This is a genomic window from Ruegeria sp. CE12 (assembly GCF_056537525.1).
Map to the genome: position 1 here is coordinate 559157 of NZ_JBQFRS010000001.1, position 19118 is coordinate 578274.

Consider the following 19118-nt stretch of genomic DNA (forward strand, 5'->3'; position numbering starts at 1 on the left):
CTCGGGCAAAAGGGGCGGCCGCGCCGCCCCTGCCCTTTTTCTACAGCCCCAGAGCTTTGCGCCGTTCCTCGGCAAAGCCCTGCACCATACGGTCGGCGATCAAAGCAAGGATCGCCATCGCTGCACCAGCTGAAATACCCAGCCCGACATCCGCCTGCCCCAGCGCCAGATAGATCGACTGGCCCAGACCGGTAGTGCCGATCAGCGCCGCGATTACCAGCATGGCGAAGGCGTAGAGGATAGTCTGGTTCAGACCCAACAGGATTGTTGGCGCTGCATAAGGCGCGCGCACATCACGCAGGATCTGCCATTCGGTTGCACCGCTGGAGATCGCTGCCTCCATCATCTCGTCCGGTGTGTTGACCAGCCCGTGCCGCGTATAGCGGATCATGGGGACGATCGCATAGGCGCAGATCGCCAGAAACGCCGAGAACTCACCGATCTGGAATACCATGAGAACCGGGATCAGGAAGACAAACAGCGGAATGGTCTGCAACATGTCACAGATCGGGCGAACGATCTTCCAGACGGAGCTCCAGACAGCGCTGGCCAGACCGATCAGGCCGCCAACTACGGCACAAGAGAATACCGCTGCACCGCTGAGGTAAAGTGACAACAATGCCCTTTCCCACAGACCAGAAACCAAGATTGTGCAGAGCAGCCCCACTGACAGCGCGGCCAGACGCCAGCCACCGGCAACCCAGCCCAGCGCCGCCGCGCCAGTCAGCACGAAGGGCCAGGGCAGGTTTGAGATGCCGGTTTCGAGGATGCCAATCAGAATGAGTACAACCAGCCCGCCAGTCAGGTGTCCGCGCCACGCCATAAGCAGCGCAATCACTGCACCGGCTGCGAACAGGCCATAGCTCATAGCAGGGGTCCACATGAAACCCCATGTGAATGGCAAGACAGCCTGATCTAGGCCGATGCGCAAGGGCAGCAACACATAGAACATTGAGTTGTTCTTAAGGCTATCGAGCCAGGGACCGTTATTCTGGGTAAAGGCCGTCAAGCCGCTGTCCACGGCTTCGGCCAACGGATCCAGCAGCGTCAGGTCGGACGGATTTGGCAGCCATGCCCAAAAGGCGACCGTAAACAGCACAGTGAACGCCAGCATCGCCCAGACAACGCGCCGGTCATAGCGCTTGCGCTCGGTCGCCAGGGTTCCGCTCATCCGGTCGATCACAACGGCAAACACCACAATGACGAGGCCCGCCAGCAGTGACTCGCCAAACTGCGCCTTGCGCATGGTCAGCAGAACTTCCCAGCCGATATCATTGAACCCGCCAATGACCGCCGCAATGATAACCATCGACAATGCAGCCATAAGGCACTGGTTAACCCCAACCATGATCTGCGTCGCGGCGGACGGGATTTCGACCTGAAACAATTGCTGCAGGCGCGAACCACCAGACATGATGGCGGCCTCTTTCACCTCGTGCTCGACCCGCTCGAGGCCCAGCATCACGTTCCGCGCCATCGGTGGTGCAGCGTAGATCGCCGAAGCGATTAGACCGACCACAGGACCAAAACCAAACAGAAGCAATAGCGGCGTCAGATAGGCAAAGGTTGGCACCGTCTGCATGATGTCGAGCACAGCCTGAACGATCGATTTTACCTTCGGCACCTCGTTCGCAAGGATACCGATTGCACCGCCCACGATCAGCGCCACGGGCACGGACACCGCAACCAGCGCGAGGGTATTCATGCTTTCTGCCCAATAGCCGGAAGCCAGAACAAAGCTCAGGCCCAGAAAACCCAGTGCAGCCATTGGCAAGCCACCCAGATACCAACCCAGCGCTGTGACCAATCCGATCAATATCGGCCACGGCGTGTTGCCAAGCACATAGTTTGCCGCATCCATCGGGTAAGTCATGACATCCGAAAACAACCGGGCAGCCGGTTTGATGCCATTCAGAAACCAGGCAAGGAATGATCCCACCCATTCTGTTGCAGGTAATTCCCAAGCCGTGGGCCATTTGATCAACCACGGCATCACGGATTCAAGCGCAAGACAGATTGCACCAACAATCAGCGTGATCAGTGCAGCCTGCGCGCCTGCCGTCAGACGGGCCGAACCAGACGTGTGCACATCGGTGACCGCGCTCATGTCTCTTCTACCTGTAGGGCCGCAGCCAGATCCGATGGATGCACCGTACCTACGATCTCACCCTTTTCATCACGTACCGGGACCGGTTCATACAGCTCCATGCAATGTGCAAGGGCTGCATCCAGTGTCATCGCGGTTGTTAGACCGGGATCATCAGGCCCACGCTCTGCATCGCCTTCGCGCATGACCGAAGCGACTTTGGCGTGCTGACCCTTGGCCACATCTTTCGAGAATTCACGCACATAATCGTCCACGGGCCGAAGAACGATGTCAGATGGTGTACCAATCTGGACAATCTTTCCATCGCGCATGATAGCAATGCGATCCGCAAGCTTCAGCGCTTCGGCGATATCGTGGGTGATAAAGACGATGGATTTCTTCAGTGTCGCCTGAATGCGCAGAAATTCATCCTGCAGCTGGCGGCGGATCAGTGGGTCAAGCGCTGAAAACGGCTCGTCCAGAAACCAGATATCGGGGTTTACTGCCAGTGAGCGCGCGATTCCCACACGCTGGCGCTGACCGCCGGAAAGCTGACGCGGGAAACTGTCTTCGCGCCCCTCAAGCCCAACAAGCGAGATCACTTCCTGCGCACGGGCACGGCGCTCTTTTCGGCCGACCCCCTGAACCTTGAGCGGATAGGCTACGTTCTCGGCAACGGTCATATGTGGAAACAGACCAAAATGCTGAAACACCATGCCCAGTTTTTTGCGGCGCAGTTCTGTCAGCTTTTTATTGGGTGCTCCGACGACGTTTTCGCCTTCGATCCGAATTTCACCGCCCGTACCGGGCAGCAATTGCGAAATGCAGCGGATCAACGTGGACTTGCCCGAGCCACTGAGGCCCATAATGACAAATAGCTCGCCATCGCGAACTTCGAAATTGGCATCCTGAACGGCCGGGATGAACCCCTGTTCGCGCAGCTCGGCTGCGGCTTTGTCTGCGTCGTTCCCTGACCGAGACAGCGCGTCGGTCAGGGCTTTGTCGGCGCCCGGGCCAAAGACCTGCCAGAGATTCTGGCAGGCAATGGCTGGCGTAGTCGTGTCAGTCACTTATGTGGCTCACTTGGTCGCCGCGTCGACAACGGGACGCCATTTGTCTTCGTTCTCAGCCATCCATGCGGCGACAACTTCTTCGACCTGACCGCCATCAACGTCGATCGCGCCCATCATCGGCTGTTGGTCTTCGACCGCCAGTTGATAGTTGGACAGGATCTCATAAGCTGCCGGCCACTTGTCTTCCATGCCGCTCCAGCTGGCCTTGAAGATGCGCGAAGGCGAGAAGTCACAATCGTTCACAGCGTTCGGGTTCGGGCCCCATGCCGGATCGTTGAAGCATGCCTCTTCACCTGCAGGCAGATCGACAAACTGAACATCATAAGCCGACATCGCCCAGTGCGGCTGCCAGAAGGTGATCAGCAGAGGCGACTTACGCTCGGTCGATGCGCGCAGCTCAGCGATCAGCGCACCTTCGGAACCTGCAGGAACCGCCTTGAACGGAAGCTCAAGACCAACCATGCGGTCCGCACCCGGAGTACCCCAGTCAGCCGGATAATCGACCAGACGACCTGATGGCAGGGTTTCAGCTGTTGCAAACAGCTGCGCACACTCGTTCAGTGCCTCCCATGCCGGCAGTCCTGGGCACAGTTCAGCCACATGCGCTGGATAGGCAATGCCCTCTTTCGCATCCAGACCCAGATCGCCGATTTCAACAACGGTGCCTTCATCGATCTTCTTGGCGTATTCATCGGAAACGTTGGAGGACCAGATTTCCAGCGTTGCGTCGATGTCACCATCCGCCAGTGCCTGGAACTGGTTCATCATTCCTGCGGTGACAAACTCAACATTGTAGCCAGCAGCCTTCAGCATTTCGCCTGCAACATGTGTCGTAACGTGCTGACCTGTCCATTCGTTGATGGCCAGTTTGATCGGCTCGTCCACTGCACCCATATCTGCCGCTTGCGCCGTACCCGCAACTGCAAGGGCCAAAAGGCTTACACTCAGTTTTTTCATGGAATTACTCCCTGTCTTCTTTGTTTTGCCCACCCCGGCGAGTGTTTGCCCGCCGGCTGACTTGTCTGTCGACAATACCATGTCGCAACATGCACAAATTTGGCCGGAAAAGGAAAGTGAACAGTTTGCTACAGGGCGGAATTATCATCGCCCTTTCGTACCGTTATGCCCCACCAGCACTGCAACTCAATTGTCCAAGCGCGCGAATATCGGGTGATTTTCGGCTCAAGACATTGATTGACGAGTCAATCACAAACCCGAATCCCCTCGTTTGTCGAGCTTTTCTTTTATTTTTTCTCGAAAAATCAGGATGAAGGGTGCTGCAGGACGTCTGAGCAGTTAGCAGTGACCATAAATTAGCCTCTTGTAACTGTGGCTCAAATTGGCAGCATCTATGGCGGAGGACATGACCCATGCGCAACTTCGACGAAATCTTTGACATCGCGGCAGAGCGCCATGGAGGGCCTGATGCATTGGAGGAAAAGCTGGGCAAACCCAAAAACCCGGCAGAGCTTGCAGACATGCCCGAGGACCGCTGGCTTTCGATCATTACGAAATGTGTGTTTCAGGCCGGTTTCAACTGGAAAGTCATCGAAGCCAAGTGGGAAGGGTTTGAGACCGCTTTCGATGGATTCGATGTAGGGCGATGTGCGTTCATGGATGATGAGAAATTCGATTCCCTGCTGCAGGACGCACGCATCGTGCGAAACGGCACCAAGATCGCCACAGTTCGGGACAATGCGGTTTTCCTGCTGGAATTGCGCGAAGAAGGCGGCGCCGGGCAAGTGCTAGGTGACTGGCCGTCAACCGATTATATCGGGTTGTTGGCGATGCTGGCCAAACGCGGCTCCCGATTGGGGGGCGCCTCGGCCCAATACGCCATGCGATTTGCAGGGCGGGACAGTTTTATCCTGTCGCGGGACGTGACCGCGCGCCTAATTGCAGAAGGTGTCGTCGACAAGGCGCCGACTTCAAAGAAAGCCATGACAGCGGTACAGCAAGCTTTCAACATCTGGATGGATCAATCGAACCGGTCGCTGACGGAAATCAGCCGGGTTCTGGCGATGAGCCTGTGAAAAGCACTTGCAGCGACGGTAAGGCGCATTAGGCTTTTAATTATGCGTCGTTTCTTGCTGTTTTTTTCCATCGTTATGTTCGCGTCATGTGGTCGTCCACTGACGCAGCAAGAACGGGATTTTGCACAGAATATTCATGGCGACACCCTGAATCTGAACCGGGTTCGCCTTGTCGAAGGCGCCCCCGTCACCGAGATTACCTATGAGCGCAAGGCGCGACCGCGTCTGGCCTGCCGCGAGCGTATTTTGCCGCCTGTCAAAGAGGGCATTGTCAGCGGCAAACCGGCGGCCGTTGCGTTGTTCAACCATGTCTATTTCACCAAGGACTGGTATCTGGACGACTACATGTCCAAGTATCCCGAACGCATGAATCTGGTCGCGGCCATGTTGCTGGCACACGAACTGACCCATGTCTGGCAATGGCAGAACCGCAAGACCACCGGGTATCATCCGTTGCGCGCGGCGGCCGAACATGGCGGGCGCAAAGACCCCTATCTGTTTGACCTCGACACCTCGCCTGATTTTCTAGCCTACGGTTACGAACAACAGGGCGCCATCGTCGAGGAGTATGTCTGCTGCCGTGCATTGGATCCCGACGCCCCCAGAACGAAACGCCTGCATGAAATGCTCGACAAACACTTTGATCTCTCAACATTGCCCGGAGCCAAACGCGAGCGCGATGTGGTGATCCCATGGAGCGGCGCCAAGATCGAAGGCATTTGCAGATAGGTTTTAGCCTGCCTGGAGAGTTTTCAGATAGGCCACCAGATCAGCGATGGGCTTGCTGGTCAGCACAGGTTGACCTGTCGGCGCTTTGATCGCTGTGTCATTGCCTTCAAAGAAGGGTCCATAGACAGGCATTGGGCTGCCATGGCTGACCAGTGGGTCCCGACCGTCGATGCGTTCGACAACTCGGATGGTCGGGAAAGCACCGCTTTGGTCAACCAGCTCCGTCAGATTGGTTGGTTGAATAATCAGGACACCCGCCATCGGACCATGCCCGGTCGCATCGATACCGTGGCAGGTGGCGCAGTAATGCTGGTATAGTTCAGCTCCGGCATCCACATCCTGTGCTAAGGCCGTGTAGGACGGCAGGATCAACGCAGTGGTGAGAGCGGTAAGTATCGATCGGATCATCGCATTCCTCCATTCAATCACGCAATTGCAGGGTTGCCCGACAAGGGTTCAGCCGCAATGATCCAGATCAACGAGATTGGCACAGAGGTTCCGAGCAATGACACAATATGCAGCCATCATGCTGGCCGCCGGGATTGGCGTGCCGATTCTTGCGGCGTTGAACGCAGCCCTGGGAAAACTGATCGGATCCCCAACAACAGCTGCGGTGATCCTCTTTGCAGTCGCATTTGGTGCGTCAGCGCTGGTAATGCTGCTTTTTCCGGGGGTCGAGGCGATCTCGAAGGTCGCTCAGGCCCCAAAGCACCTGTTTCTTGGCGGCGTGCTCATCGCTTTTTACGTTCTGACGATCACCCATGTGGCCCCGCATTTCGGGGTCGGAAACGCGGTGTTCTTTGTTCTGCTTGGGCAACTGATCAGCACCGCCGCGATCGATCATTTCGGCCTGTTCGGGGCTCAGGTCACGCCGCTAACCATGATGCGCGCAGGCGGCATCGCGGTCATGGCAATTGGCGTGGCCATCACTCAACTGGCTTGAGAACGCCCGCCTCAAGCCGCACCATCCGATCCATGCGCGCAGCCAGATCAAGGTTGTGCGTGGCGATCAATGCCGACAATCCGGCCTCGCGCACCAAAGACATGAGCGCTGCAAAGACCTGATCCGAAGTCTCCGGGTCCAGATTTCCGGTGGGTTCATCAGCAAGCAACACACGTGGATCATTCGCCAGTGCGCGGCAGAACGCTACGCGCTGCTGTTCTCCCCCGGACAAGGCCGCGGGCCGGTGATCTGCGCGGGGTGCGACGCCCACGCGATCCAGCAGGGACATGGCCCTGTCGCGCGCGGCTTTCTCAGACACGCCATTGGCCAGTTGCGGCAACGTGATGTTTTCGAGCGCCGTGAACTCTGGCAGCAGATGGTGGAATTGATAGACAAAGCCCACGTCCTGTCGACGCAGTGCAGTGCGTGTCCGGTCGCCCCTGCCCGCCACGTTCTGACCCGCAATCTTGACCGAGCCATTGTCCGGCGCATCCAGCAATCCCGCGATGTGCAGCAAGGTCGATTTACCTGCCCCCGATGGAGCGACCAAGGCAACGGCCTCACCCGCCCGCAGTTCCAGATCGACACCACGCAGCACCTGTACCTCTCCCGGCGTGCCTTTCAGATAGGTCTTGGTCAGGCCGTCCAGCCGCAATGTCACATCATTCATAGCGCAGCGCCTCAACCGGGTTCAGCCGTGCCGCACGGCGGGCTGGAAAGTAAGTGACAAAAAAGGATAGCCCCAGCGATAGTCCGACGGCTTTGAGCACATCCGACAGATGCAACTCTGCCGGCAGCGCATAGATCCCTCGAATAGCGGGGTCCCAGACACCGCCACCCATGACAAAGTTCACGAAGGAAAAGATCGGATCGATATAGAGCGCAAACAGGCATCCCAAAATCACACCCATCGCCGTACCGATAATGCCGGTGAACGCGCCGCAGATGAAAAAGACCCGCAGCACTGAACCTTCGCTCAGGCCAATTGTGCGCAGGATACCGATGTCACGCCCTTTGTTTTTGACCAGCATGATCAGGCCGGACACGATGTTCATTGCTGCGATCAGAACGAGGATCGACAGGATGATGAACATCACATTGTCTTCGACCTCAAGCGCCCGAAGAAATCCACCCGAGGAATCTTTCCATGTCCAGACCTGGGTCCGCTCACCGGCAGCCTCGAGAATGGGAAACAGCAGAGGATCAAGGTTTTCGGGATTGTCGACCATGATTTCGATTTCATCCGCGACGCCCTCACGGTTGAAGAAGCTCTGTGCTTCGGTGAAGGGCATGTAAACGCGGGTGCGGTCGATGTCATAACGCCCGGCAGAGAACACATAGACGACCTCGTAGGCATTCACGCGTGGCGAGGGGCCGAGTGGAGTTTTAACTCCATTTGGTGAAGTCATTTTGACCCTATCACCTACCGTTGCGCCGATGGCACGGGCCACGCCCGAGCCGATTGCGATCCCTTCGTCAAACCGGGACAGATCGCCATAGGCCTGTTTGCTTTCTGCGATACCGGGCAGACTGAACAGATCGCCGGGGCGGATACCGTAGACTTCAACGCCCGTGCTGCGGTCGCGATTGGTAAGCAGAACCTGCCCTTTCACCAACGGAGCAGCGCGCTGCACACCGGGAACCTGTGCAATACGGTCCGCCATGGCGTCAAAGTCAGCAATCTTTCGATCTATACGACCTTGTGCATCGACCTCGCCCGCTGAATAGACCGTGACATGAGCGTTGGCCCCCAGGATGGTGCCCACAAATTCGGACCGGAAACCTGAACGCACCGCCAAAGTGGCGATCAATGCGAAAACGGCAAGTGTAATTCCGATCAGCGAAATCCATGTCATTACGCTGACGCCACCTTCGGCGCGCCGAGCGCGCAGATAGCGCCATGCAATCTTCCATTCGAAAGGGGCAAAGGGCGGGGGTGTCTTGGCCATTCCTGCTCCGGCAATGTTTTGCGGGGACATTTTCGGCATTTCACCCAATGGTCAACCCGGTTCTGCGAACTCTCCTTCTGACGCAACCCGAACAAGCTGTCAAAACGGCAAGCCCTTGCGCAAATCTGTCCTCGCTATCCGAATCAATGAGTGCAGGTCTCGGATCGGGTTTCGGTTCAAGGGAGTGCCGATGATCGGAGCTACACCAGAAGTTGTGAAGTCAATCACAGACAAGACGGCATTGTTTCAGGTATGAAGTCAATGTGAGCTTTTGGTGAAAAACTGAACTCAATTTACAACATTTATTAAGCAATTTTATTTCGTGCTTTGCTTATTTTACGAAACTTTGTCACCCTAGCTATGGGGGAACACATTTTTAAAGAGCGGGGGTCGCTCATGGGTATTGTAAGGGAATTGGAAGGGGTTGGTCCGATCAGGACCACAAATGCATCTCAGGATTTGGACTGTGAAACGGCGGCTTTGCTGCGTGCAGCGATACGACCGTTATTCAGCAACGCCGCAAGTTGGGCGGGTCTGGCCGACATCCTGAAAGAGAAGGGCTATCGCCTGGCTTTTCAGAATGGTCGGCTTTGCATAACGGACCGCACCACGGGTGAGCGGGTCTGTGGCATCAGGTTTCTTGGATTTGAGCTCGACGATCTGGTTGAACGAATGGGACGCCCCATTGTCGTCGCCAGAGGAGGTCAGGCCGATGGCGATCTGCTGTTGACCCGGCCAGTTGCGGGTTCGGCCTAGCATCGACTGCAAAGTCAGACTGCGCTCTGAATAGCAGCTTGGCTCTAAAGTTTCGCCGCGCCATTCATATGATGACGCGGCGAAAAAACATCCAGACTTTTGAATGATCAACAGAGAACGCCAGATCAGGCGATGTTTTCGTAAATCTCTGCGATTTTTGTAACGGCCTCTTCCGGGCTCAGCTCTTCGCTTTCTCCGGTCCGACGGCTGGTCAGCTCTACCACACCGTTCTTCAGACCACGCGGGCCCACGGTGATGCGCCACGGCAGACCGATCAGGTCCATAGTAGCGAACTTGCCCCCTGCCCGCTCATTACGATCATCATAAAGCGGTTCGAGCCCCAGCGCCGTCAGCGCCTTATAGATCTTTTCACAAGCCGCATCCGCTTCTTCGTCACCCTGCTTGAGGTTTACGATACCGCAGTGGAACGGCGTGACGCCTTCGGGCCAGATGATGCCTTTGTCGTCATGGCTCGCCTCGATGATCGCACCGATCAGGCGGCTGACACCGATACCGTGGCTGCCCATGTGGACCGGAACCGGCTTACCATCAGGGCCTTGTACCGTTGCGCCCAGAGGTTCGGAGTATTTGGTGCCGAAATAGAAAATCTGGCCAACCTCGATCCCGCGCGCCACGCGGCGACGGTCTTCGGGGACCTTGTTGAACAGTGCCTCGTCATGGGTTTCATCCGTACGGGCATACTTTGAGGTGAACTCTTCGAGGATCGCCTGACACTGTTCACGATTGTCATAATCGATCTCACGGTCTCCAAAGGTCAGGTCGGTGACGGCGCTGTCATAGAAAACCTCGGACTCGCCGGTATCAGCCAACACCAGGAATTCGTGTGTATCATCGCCACCGATGGGGCCGGAGTCAGCGCGCATCGGGATTGCCTGCAGGCCCATACGCTCATAGGTGCGCAGGTAGCTGACGAGGTGGCGGTTATAGGCGTGCAGCGCGTCTTCTTTGGTCAGGTCGAAATTGTATCCGTCCTTCATATAGAATTCGCGGCCGCGCATGACACCGAAACGCGGACGGATCTCGTCGCGGAATTTCCATTGGATCTGGTACAGCGTCAGCGGCAGATCTTTGTAGCTGTTGACGTGACCGCGGAAGATGTCAGTCACCAGTTCTTCGGCGGTAGGTGTAAACAGCATGTCGCGATCGTGGCGATCCTTCATGCGCAGCATTTCCTGACCGTAGTCGTCGTAACGACCGGACTCGCGCCAAAGGTCCGCGGACTGAATGATCGGCATCTGAATTGCGATGTGACCTGCCCGCGCCTGCTCTTCGTGGATGATGTTCTCCAGCTTACGCAGTACTTTGAAGCCCAGTGGCAACCAGGAATAGATGCCTGCTGCGGCTTGCTTGATCATCCCGGCCCGCAGCATCAGCCGGTGGCTGACGATCTGGGCCTCGGAGGGGTTTTCCTTGAGAACGGGCAGAAAATAACGGCTGAGGCGCATTGTTTGACCTTCAAAGGTGAGAATTCGACTTCAAAGCTGCTTATGCCAAAGCCCTGCCGGGGGCAATCATGCAATGGTGTTTTTGCGACCTCAGGTCAGTCGGATTTTTGATTGACCCGCCAGTCAGGCACCCCGATGGTGGCGCAAACATGAATTTGCGAGGCGTAAATGCAAACAATTACAGAACCAGCACGCGAGGTTCCGGTCGTCCATAAGACAGATGTGCTGGTGGTAGGCTCAGGCCCCGCCGGATTGGCGGCTGCGCTGGCGGCTGCACGAGCTGGGGCCGAAGTCTCGCTGATGGATCGGTTCGGTTGCATGGGTGGAAACATCACTGCCGTCGGGGTCGAAGGCTTTGCGTGGTATCGGCATGAGCAGACTGTCGAAGCAGGCGGCATCGGGATGGAATTCGAGACCCGCGCCAAAGAGATGGGCGCGGCGGTACCGGAAAGCCAGTCACTAAGTTACGAGCTGGACAGCGAAGGCTTTAAGTTGGTGGCCGACAAGCTGGTTGAAGAAGCTGGCGTGCATCCGATGCTGCATCGCCAGTTCGTCGCTCCGATCATGGATGGGGATCGGATCACCGGCGTCATCACTGAATCCAAGGCCGGACGCGAGGCGATTCTGGCTCGGGTGGTGATCGACGCCACCGGGGATGCAGATGTAGCGCACCGTGCTGGCGCACCGACCCATAAAACACCACGAGAAGACATGATGGCAGCCTCGGTCATGTTCCATCTGGCCGGTGTGGACAAACACGCCTTCATGGAAGGCGTCAAGGCCGATCCGCAGACCTACAAGGACTGGGGCGGTGGTGGCGAATGGAACATCGAAACTTCGGGCAAGGAGGACGACATGTTCTCGCCCTTCGTACACAAGCCGTTCCAGCAGGCAATCGATCAGGGTCTGATCCCGCCGCATCTGAACACGATCGCGGGGACATGGGGCGCCATGCATGACACGGGTGAGCTGACCTATATGAACCTCATCCATCTGGCCGAGATCGACGGCACCGATCCTGATAGCCTGACAAAGGGTGAAATCGAAGGGCGGCGGCAATCGATGCTGGCCATCGAAGCTCTGCGTCGGTTCATGCCCGGTTGCGAAAATGCACGCCTGCGGAATTTTGGAATGACCATCGGCATCCGCGACACCCGCAAGATCGATGCTGTCTACAACATGACGGAAAACGATGCGCGACATCAGGGCCGTTTCGAAGACACGATCGGTATCTACCCGGAATTCATCGACGGCTACGGTATCCTGATCCTGCCCACAACAGGACGATATATGCAGGTGCCTTATCGTTCGATGTTGCCAAAAGGGATCAAAGGTCTGCTGGTGGCCGGACGTTCACACGGCGCAGACCGCGTAGCCCACGCCGCCACCCGCAATATGGCATGTTGTGCGGTCATGGGACAGGGCGCGGGAATTGCAGCTGCACTTGCCCTGAAAAGCAATCAGGACCTGCATAGTATGAACCTGGCGCCGGTACACTCCGAACTTGAACGACAGGGTGTAAGGATAAGCTAATGGATCATATTCCAACGATCGACATTTCTCCGCTAACCGATCGCGCGCACCCGTCGTACGACGCCACCGCGCAGCAAATCGTCGAGGCCTGCACCGGGATCGGCTTCCTTTCGATCACCGGTACAGGCATCTCTCAGGACACCGTTGATCAGGTCCGGTCGAGCGCCCGTGCAATCTTTGACATCGAAGAAAGCAGCAAATGGGATCAGGCAATCACCCGCGAAAACTACCGCGGCTATATCCCCATGGGTTTCTTCACGCCCAATGATGGCTCAGGCAAGGCCGACAAATATGAAGGCTACAAACTTCATTACGAAGTTTCCGAAGATGCACAGGTCCGTAAAGACTGCGCCTTATACGGTCCGAACCTGTGGCCGAAAGAAGTGTCCGGCGCACGGAACATCATTCTCGGCTATTGGGCACAGCTGGATCGTGTCGCAGATATGCTGCTTGGCGCACTCGAAGTTGGACTTGATCTTGAATCGGATGTTTTGCGCGATGCCTTCCGTGAGCCGATGACCAATATGACCCTATTGCACTATCCACCACAGGCGCCGGATGAGGGTGGGTACGGCATCCACCCCCACAAGGATACAGACGCACTGACCATCATTGCCCCAGATCCCGTTGGTGGCCTTGAGGTTCAGACCCGGGACGGAGGCTGGATTACTCCGGATTGTCCACCCGGCGGGTTCGTTGTGAATATCGGTGACATGTTGGAGCTATGGTCCGGTGGGCGGCTGAAATCGACACCGCATCGTGTGGTCAATCGTTCTGGCAAGGAACGTTACTCATTCCCTTACTTTGCTGTCCCTCGGCATGATGTGGTTGTTGAACCCTTGCTGTCGCCCCTGCCCGGATTTGACCGGCCCGCCGTTCATTGCGGTCACTGGTCGGCAGAAGTCTGGCGTACCAACTGGCCTGACGAAACGGCGACCGACGACACGCCCGAACTGGGAACACTGCACGACTGACCAACAAATCCTTTGGCCCATGAAGCGCTTGCATCACGCGGCAGCATGGGCCAAGAACACTGGCAAGAGCTGCAACAAGGGACTGCGCGATGGCTTTGCCGGTAAAAGATCAGCTCAGATATTGGGGCCTTGCAACCGCAATTTTCGTCCTGATTCTGTGGCTGCTAGGGGATGTACTTCTTCCTTTCGTGATCGGGGGCGCAGTTGCCTATTTCCTCGACCCGGTTGCCGACCGCCTTGAAAAACTGGGCCTTTCAAGGGTTGGTGCGACAGCTATCATTACCGTTTTTGGCGTGTTTCTGTTTGTCCTGATGATCTTGCTGGTTGTACCGGCACTGGTTACACAGCTGATCGATCTGATCGACGTTTTACCTAGCTTGTTCAAAGAACTGCGCGCCTTTATTGAACGACAATTCCCAGCAATTCTGGACGCTGAATCCAGCACGCATCAGTTTCTCGTCTCGTTGGGCGACACGTTGAAATCCAAATCCGGAGATGTGCTGCAAACGGTGGTTACATCCCTTGGGTCAGCCATCAACGTGGTGGTTCTTGTTGTGATCGTTCCCGTTGTTTCAGTCTATCTGCTATTGGACTGGGACCGGATGACCGCACGTATCGACGAACTTCTGCCCCGCGACCACGCTCCGACCATTCGCAAACTTGCGCATGATGTCGACAAGGTCCTTGCCTCATTCGTGCGCGGCATGGGCACGGTTTGTCTGATCCTCGGCACCTATTATGCTGTCGCACTCATGGCTGTTGGACTACAATTCGGACTGGTGGTCGGATTCATCGCCGGACTGGTGACCTTCATCCCTTACCTGGGCGCGCTGATTGGCGGCACCCTGGCGATTGGCCTGGCCTTATTCCAGTTCTGGGGTGACTGGGCCTCAATCGGCCTGGTGGCGGGTATCTTCATTCTGGGTCAAGTCACCGAAGGCAATTTCCTGACCCCGAAACTGGTTGGCAGTTCCGTCGGCTTACACCCCGTCTGGCTGTTGCTGGCATTGTCCGTTTTCGGTGCTCTGTTCGGCTTTGTGGGAATGCTGGTCGCGGTTCCCGTCGCTGCCGCGCTGGGTGTTTTCGCGCGCTTTGCCACATCACAATATCTGTCCAGCCGCCTCTATACCGGGCTTGAAGGGCTGAATCAGGAAAACGACTGAATGGCCAGACAACTGAGCTTTGATCTTCCAGCCAAGACCGCGCTGGGGCGAGAAGATTTTTTTGTATCCCCGGCGAATGCTCTGGCCGTCGCAATGATGTCCGCCAATTCCTGGCCCGGGAACAAACTGGTGCTCAGCGGACCTGCGGGGGCGGGCAAAACCCATCTGGCCCATGTATGGGCAGCGGAAACAGGCGGGCGTATCATTCAAGCTGCGGCCCTGCGCTATGACGATGTCCCCGAACTGTCCAGATCACCCGTCGCTGTCGAAGATGTTCCAATGATCGCAGGTGATCTGGAGCAGCAAAAAACGTTGTTCCATCTGCACAATCTTGCACTCGCCGAGGGACAGACTTTGCTGATGACCGGGAGGTTAGCCCCCAAATTCTGGCAATTGCCATTGGCAGATCTGCAGAGCCGCGTAGAAGGGGCACATCACGTGGCACTCGACCCCCCTGACGATGCGTTGCTGGGCGCTGTTCTCGCGAAGTTGTTCGTGGACCGACAATTGAACCCCGGCCCCGAAGTGATCGCCTATCTGGTCAAACACATGGACCGGCGTTTTGAAACAGCTGCGGAAGTTGTTGAACAGTTGGATCAGGTCGCCTTGTCCGAAAAGCGAGAGATTACGCGTGCTTTAGCAGTTCGCGTACTGAACAAAAGCATAGACGATTCCGAAACCGGCAATTGACCCATCACTGGTGATTTCGCATCCTGCCTTTGGAAGTATTGGACAGAACATGGAACAGACCGTCGATTCCAATATCCCGGACTGGGGGCCATTCGGAAAGCCGCTGTTTGACGATCCCGAAGCAAGGGCATTGTCTCGTGTGGGTGTAGTAGACGTCGGGTCAAACTCGGTCCGAATGGTAATTTTTGACGGGGCCGCCCGATCACCAGCTTATTTTTATAACGAAAAGGTCATGTGCGAGCTGGGCGCAGGTCTTTCGGAAACCGGACGCCTGAACCCACGAGGGCGTGACCGTGCATTGAAGGCCCTGCGACGGTTTCAATACCTTGCCGATGATCTCGGTCTGCCAGGTCTGCACGTCGTTGCGACCGCTGCGGTGCGAGAAGCCGAAGATGGCCCGGATTTCTGCGCAGAAGTCAAAGCCGAGACTGGTCTAACCATATCTGTAATCAATGGAGCGGAAGAAGCGCGACTGTCTGCACAAGGCGTACTACTGGGGTGGCCCGGAGCCTATGGTCTGATTTGCGATATTGGCGGTTCTTCGATGGAGCTGGCCGAGATCGGCGAGGGTGAAGTTGGCTTGCGCGTCACGTCACCACTTGGCCCGCTAAAGCTACGCGACATCAAGGGCGGACGCAGGGCCAGAAAGGCCCATATCAAGCAAACCATGGAAGAGTTGCGCGACCGCTTGGGACCACAGCGGGATCGTTTGTTTCTGGTCGGTGGCAGTTGGCGTGCCTTTGCCCGGTTGGACATGTTGCGTCGCGGATATCCCCTGAACGTGCTGCACGAATATCGCATGACCACCAAGCAGGTGCGTGAGACGATCAAGTTTATTGAAAAGAATGACCCGGACAAGCTGCGAAGTCAGGCCGGCGTATCCAATTCGCGCATGTCGCTGATCCCGTATGCCATGGATGTTCTGGCCCGGCTCATCCGCACGTTCAAACCCAAGGATATCGCGATCTCAAGCTATGGTATCCGCGAGGGATTACTTTACGAGCAGATGCCGCAAGCTCTGCGTGACCGGGATCCGCTGATCGAGGCCAGCCGCTTTTCCGAAGCCAAAGACGCGCGCCTGCCGGGTTTTGGTCGGCATTTGTACGATTTCGTGATGCCCCTATTCCGCTCAGCGCCCCCTGCCCGGGTTCGGTTGATCAAAGCAGCCTGCCTGCTGCATGACGTCAGCTGGCGCGCGCATCCTGATTACCGGGCCGAGGTCTGCTTTGACAACGTCACCCGTGCCAATCTGGGTGGATTGAAGCACTCGGAACGGGTGTTCATCGGGCTGGCGCTCCAACATCGGTATCGCAATAAGCGTGAGGGCAACAGGTTCACTCCGCTTTATGAACTGCTGGATGAGAAGGACCAGAAACAGGCCGAGATCCTGGGTAAGGCAATGCGGTTCGGTGCGATGCTGTGGATGCAGAGTGACGCGCCGATGGGCAAGTTGAAATTCTACCCAAAGAAACGCGAGCTCGAGTTGTTTCTACCCGCCGCAACCGAACCTTTGTTCAATGAAGTTGCAGAGTCGCGCTTGAATTCGCTGGCGAATGCACTGAAATCGGAAACGCGGGTGATCATGCAGCGCTAGGCGCTGATCAATCAGATATCCGTAGCGCCCTGTGGTTCTTCTTTTTGTTCTTCCTGATCTTCCGGCAGAATTTCTTCAGGCTGCGGCTGATCCGGCTTTTTACGGATAATGATATCGCCATTAGGCAGTATCTCGGGCGCTTCGTAGGCGCTCCAGTCCTTTACCTGTGCTGTGATTTCAGCCAGCGCTGGCCCCATTTCCTGTATGAACGACTGCATGGCGGGACCGAATTGCTCGGCCAATCCACGCAAATCCTCAAGCGCGGGTTCCATTTCCTGCCGGAGGCCTTCAAAGAACAGTTCGGCCCCTTGCTCCATCAGGGATTTCCCGTCATCCTCCTGCGCAGAGACAGGAGCAGTAGCGACGGTGAAAATGGCGGCTATCAAAGCAATGCGATGCATGGAGCAAATATAGGACAGGCTCAATGCGCTTGAAAGGTCACAAATCGATATCCAGAGTGACCGGGAAGTGATCTGACGCCGCCAGCAGCGCTTCTCGCAACTCGGGCAATGCCCAACACCCTGTGTCGTTGAATGGATGCCAGATACGCCATTTTGGTTGGCGGTCGCGCAGATCTTCGCTGATCATCACATAGTCAAGCAAGGCCTCCAGAAACCGGCCTTCTTTAGGTTTGGGAAAACGAGCCGTTGACGGAATGGATCCCGGCCGCAAGCTGTTCGCGCTGACGGCATGCGGATCATAGAGTCCGGCATCCAATAGTATCTCAACCGACGAGCGACCGAAGAGATGCTCAAACTCATCCAGCCCAGGCCCGTCGTTCAAATCACCCAGCAGGACCACCGGCTCCCCCTCGGCAACATGCGCTTTCACCCTTCGTGAAAGCCATACGGCCTGCGCAAGCTGCTTGCGTCGGTTGGCGATCGATATCCGAATAGCCTCATCGCGGTTGTCCGCCCCATGAGGGGCCTTGGATTTCAGATGTGCCCCGATCAGACGGAATTCGAAGCCTGACTTGCTTTTCACCGCCAGTTCCATAGGCGGTTTTGAAAAGCGGACAACATCCTCGGTGGCGTCGACGTCCAGATCTATTCTGAACTCGTGATCGAACCGTGGGGCTCGATTGTTAATGGTTTCCTTTGGGTCGTGGCGAACGCTCAGCTGTTCAGGATCATATAGCAGCGCAAGTTCCTGATGCGTGTCGTTGGGAAATCCCATGATCGACTGTGAGGTTCTGAGGTCGAAGGTTTCGGCAAACCCCTGAAGCGCGCGCACTGTGTTCTGACTTTTTCCGGTGTTCGGCGCTTCAACAATCAGGATTGCATCGGCATCAACCGCGCTCAGCACCTTGGCAATGGCTTCAATCTGCTGAATCTTAATGACATTGTGCCGGCCTGACCAGCTGTCATCGGCGATCAGAGTATCATTCTTATCGAACAGGTTGGCGAACCATTCGATATTGTAGGTCGCCAATCGCATTAGTTCAGACCCGGGCGCCGTTGATCTCGTCCCATGCTCGGTTGATATCAATCATCTTCTTTTCAGCCAGACGGATCGCTTCTTCGGGAACTCCACGCGCCATCATCGCGTCAGGGTGCGTGTCACGCACCAATTGTCGCCAGGTTTTACGAATCTCCGGCAATGGCGTTTCCCGGGTCACTCCAAGAACCGTGTAGGGATCATTCGGCGCATCCGGCACGAAACGCGCACGTAATGCCATGAACTGCGCTTCGTCCTGGCCGAAAATACGACTGACTTCCTCAAGGAATTCGTTTTCGTTGGGGTGGTAAAATCCATCCGCCATCGCGATGTGGAACAACCCTTCCATCAAATCGCACAACGTGGTGCTGTCTTCGGAAAACATGCGCGCGATCTTGCGGGCGTAATCCTGATAACCCGCGACATCGGTTCGGGCCATGTTGAAAACGCGTGCCGCGCCATCTTCGTCATCGCGAGCGATCTGGAATACCTCTCGAAAGGCTGTGACCTCATCGCGTGTCACCTGCCCGTCGGCCTTGGCCATTTTTGCGCCCAGCGCAATCACCGCGATTGCAAAGGCAACCGATCGTTCAGGCGGAGTGCGCAGCTTTTCAAAAACTGCGGTCAGGCTTTCGCCTTGGGCAAGCGCGCTCAGCGCATCGGATATGCGGGTCCAGATCGACATGCTTGCA

At 56.5% G+C, this 19118-nt stretch carries 19 protein-coding genes; 9 read left to right on the forward strand and 10 right to left on the reverse strand.

Annotated elements, in window-relative coordinates; genetic code table 11:
- Positions 1 to 40: 40 nt before the first annotated feature.
- Genes ACR0IO_RS02785 through ACR0IO_RS02795 form a run of 3 tightly spaced genes read right to left on the reverse strand, consistent with a single transcriptional unit; the run spans position 41 to position 4116 of the window.
- Positions 41 to 2107, reverse strand: a complete 2067-nt coding sequence (locus ACR0IO_RS02785; RefSeq protein ID WP_480739386.1) for an ABC transporter permease — start codon at positions 2105 to 2107, stop codon at positions 41 to 43.
- Positions 2104 to 3156, reverse strand: coding sequence for a quaternary amine ABC transporter ATP-binding protein (locus tag ACR0IO_RS02790; protein WP_480739389.1), 1053 nt, complete (start codon positions 3154 to 3156; stop codon positions 2104 to 2106). The genes ACR0IO_RS02785 and ACR0IO_RS02790 overlap by 4 nt, the downstream gene beginning before the upstream one ends.
- 9 nt (positions 3157 to 3165) lie before the next feature.
- Complete coding sequence (locus tag ACR0IO_RS02795; protein ID WP_155147283.1) at positions 3166 to 4116, reverse strand: ABC transporter substrate-binding protein; 951 nt, start codon at positions 4114 to 4116, stop codon at positions 3166 to 3168.
- A 413-nt stretch (positions 4117 to 4529) separates the two neighbouring features.
- Here ACR0IO_RS02795 and ACR0IO_RS02800 point away from each other — a divergent pair, with 413 nt between their 5' ends.
- Together ACR0IO_RS02800 and ACR0IO_RS02805 are read left to right on the forward strand one after the other, a co-directional pair.
- Positions 4530 to 5192: a DNA-3-methyladenine glycosylase I gene (locus ACR0IO_RS02800; RefSeq protein ID WP_480739391.1), complete on the forward strand. Its 663-nt coding sequence runs from the start codon at positions 4530 to 4532 to the stop codon at positions 5190 to 5192.
- Positions 5193 to 5234: 42 nt separating this feature from the next.
- Positions 5235 to 5921, forward strand: a complete 687-nt coding sequence (locus tag ACR0IO_RS02805) for a hypothetical protein (protein ID WP_480739393.1) — start codon at positions 5235 to 5237, stop codon at positions 5919 to 5921.
- A 3-nt stretch (positions 5922 to 5924) separates the two neighbouring features.
- Here the strand turns inward: ACR0IO_RS02805 and ACR0IO_RS02810 are convergent, their stop codons facing one another.
- A complete protein-coding gene (locus tag ACR0IO_RS02810) occupies positions 5925 to 6329 on the reverse strand; it encodes a c-type cytochrome (protein WP_480739395.1) in 405 nt (134 codons plus the stop codon).
- A 97-nt stretch (positions 6330 to 6426) separates the two neighbouring features.
- On the opposite strand from ACR0IO_RS02810, the gene ACR0IO_RS02815 reads away from it, so the two are divergent.
- Positions 6427 to 6864 carry a DMT family transporter gene (locus ACR0IO_RS02815; protein WP_155147275.1) on the forward strand — a complete coding sequence of 146 codons (438 nt, stop codon included), beginning with the start codon at positions 6427 to 6429 and terminating at the stop codon, positions 6862 to 6864.
- Here ACR0IO_RS02815 and ACR0IO_RS02820 read toward each other — a convergent pair.
- Together ACR0IO_RS02820 and ACR0IO_RS02825 are read right to left on the reverse strand one after the other, a co-directional pair.
- Positions 6848 to 7534, reverse strand: coding sequence for an ABC transporter ATP-binding protein (locus ACR0IO_RS02820; protein ID WP_480739397.1), 687 nt, complete (start codon positions 7532 to 7534; stop codon positions 6848 to 6850). The two genes, ACR0IO_RS02815 and ACR0IO_RS02820, sit on opposite strands and share 17 nt — an antisense overlap.
- The gene (locus ACR0IO_RS02825) at positions 7527 to 8813 is read right to left on the reverse strand and encodes a lipoprotein-releasing ABC transporter permease subunit (protein WP_480739400.1); all 1287 of its coding nucleotides are present in this window, start codon (positions 8811 to 8813) and stop codon (positions 7527 to 7529) included. The genes ACR0IO_RS02820 and ACR0IO_RS02825 overlap by 8 nt, the downstream gene beginning before the upstream one ends.
- A gap of 396 nt (positions 8814 to 9209) precedes the next feature.
- Here ACR0IO_RS02825 and ACR0IO_RS02830 point away from each other — a divergent pair, with 396 nt between their 5' ends.
- Positions 9210 to 9569: a hypothetical protein gene (locus ACR0IO_RS02830; protein WP_480739402.1), complete on the forward strand. Its 360-nt coding sequence runs from the start codon at positions 9210 to 9212 to the stop codon at positions 9567 to 9569.
- Positions 9570 to 9694: 125 nt separating this feature from the next.
- On the opposite strand, the gene proS is transcribed toward ACR0IO_RS02830, so the two are convergent.
- Positions 9695 to 11035 (reverse strand): proline--tRNA ligase, encoded by a 1341-nt coding sequence (proS, locus tag ACR0IO_RS02835; protein ID WP_155147267.1) that lies wholly within the window; start codon positions 11033 to 11035, stop codon positions 9695 to 9697.
- A gap of 168 nt (positions 11036 to 11203) precedes the next feature.
- On the opposite strand from proS, the gene ACR0IO_RS02840 reads away from it, so the two are divergent.
- The 5 genes from ACR0IO_RS02840 to ACR0IO_RS02860 all read left to right on the forward strand — a co-directional run bounded on the left by ACR0IO_RS02840 (position 11204) and on the right by ACR0IO_RS02860 (position 16989).
- Entirely contained in the window at positions 11204 to 12568 is a 1365-nt protein-coding gene (locus tag ACR0IO_RS02840; RefSeq protein ID WP_480739406.1) for an FAD-dependent oxidoreductase, read from the forward strand.
- Positions 12568 to 13542, forward strand: a complete 975-nt coding sequence (locus tag ACR0IO_RS02845) for an isopenicillin N synthase family dioxygenase (protein ID WP_170331669.1) — start codon at positions 12568 to 12570, stop codon at positions 13540 to 13542. Before ACR0IO_RS02840 ends, ACR0IO_RS02845 begins: the two co-directional genes overlap by 1 nt.
- Before the next feature lie 89 nt (positions 13543 to 13631).
- Positions 13632 to 14705 (forward strand): AI-2E family transporter, encoded by a 1074-nt coding sequence (locus tag ACR0IO_RS02850; RefSeq protein WP_155147262.1) that lies wholly within the window; start codon positions 13632 to 13634, stop codon positions 14703 to 14705.
- Positions 14706 to 15395, forward strand: coding sequence for an HdaA/DnaA family protein (locus ACR0IO_RS02855; RefSeq protein ID WP_155147260.1), 690 nt, complete (start codon positions 14706 to 14708; stop codon positions 15393 to 15395).
- 49 nt (positions 15396 to 15444) lie between these two features.
- Positions 15445 to 16989: a Ppx/GppA family phosphatase gene (locus ACR0IO_RS02860; RefSeq protein ID WP_170331667.1), complete on the forward strand. Its 1545-nt coding sequence runs from the start codon at positions 15445 to 15447 to the stop codon at positions 16987 to 16989.
- A gap of 11 nt (positions 16990 to 17000) precedes the next feature.
- Here the strand turns inward: ACR0IO_RS02860 and ACR0IO_RS02865 are convergent, their stop codons facing one another.
- Genes ACR0IO_RS02865 through ACR0IO_RS02875 form a run of 3 tightly spaced genes read right to left on the reverse strand, consistent with a single transcriptional unit; the run spans position 17001 to position 19111 of the window.
- Positions 17001 to 17390: a hypothetical protein gene (locus ACR0IO_RS02865; protein ID WP_480739409.1), complete on the reverse strand. Its 390-nt coding sequence runs from the start codon at positions 17388 to 17390 to the stop codon at positions 17001 to 17003.
- A 37-nt stretch (positions 17391 to 17427) separates the two neighbouring features.
- Entirely contained in the window at positions 17428 to 18426 is a 999-nt protein-coding gene (locus tag ACR0IO_RS02870) for an endonuclease/exonuclease/phosphatase family protein (RefSeq protein ID WP_480739411.1), read from the reverse strand.
- Between the two features lie 4 nt (positions 18427 to 18430).
- Positions 18431 to 19111, reverse strand: coding sequence for a molecular chaperone DjiA (locus ACR0IO_RS02875; protein ID WP_155145277.1), 681 nt, complete (start codon positions 19109 to 19111; stop codon positions 18431 to 18433).
- Positions 19112 to 19118 lie beyond the last annotated feature (7 nt).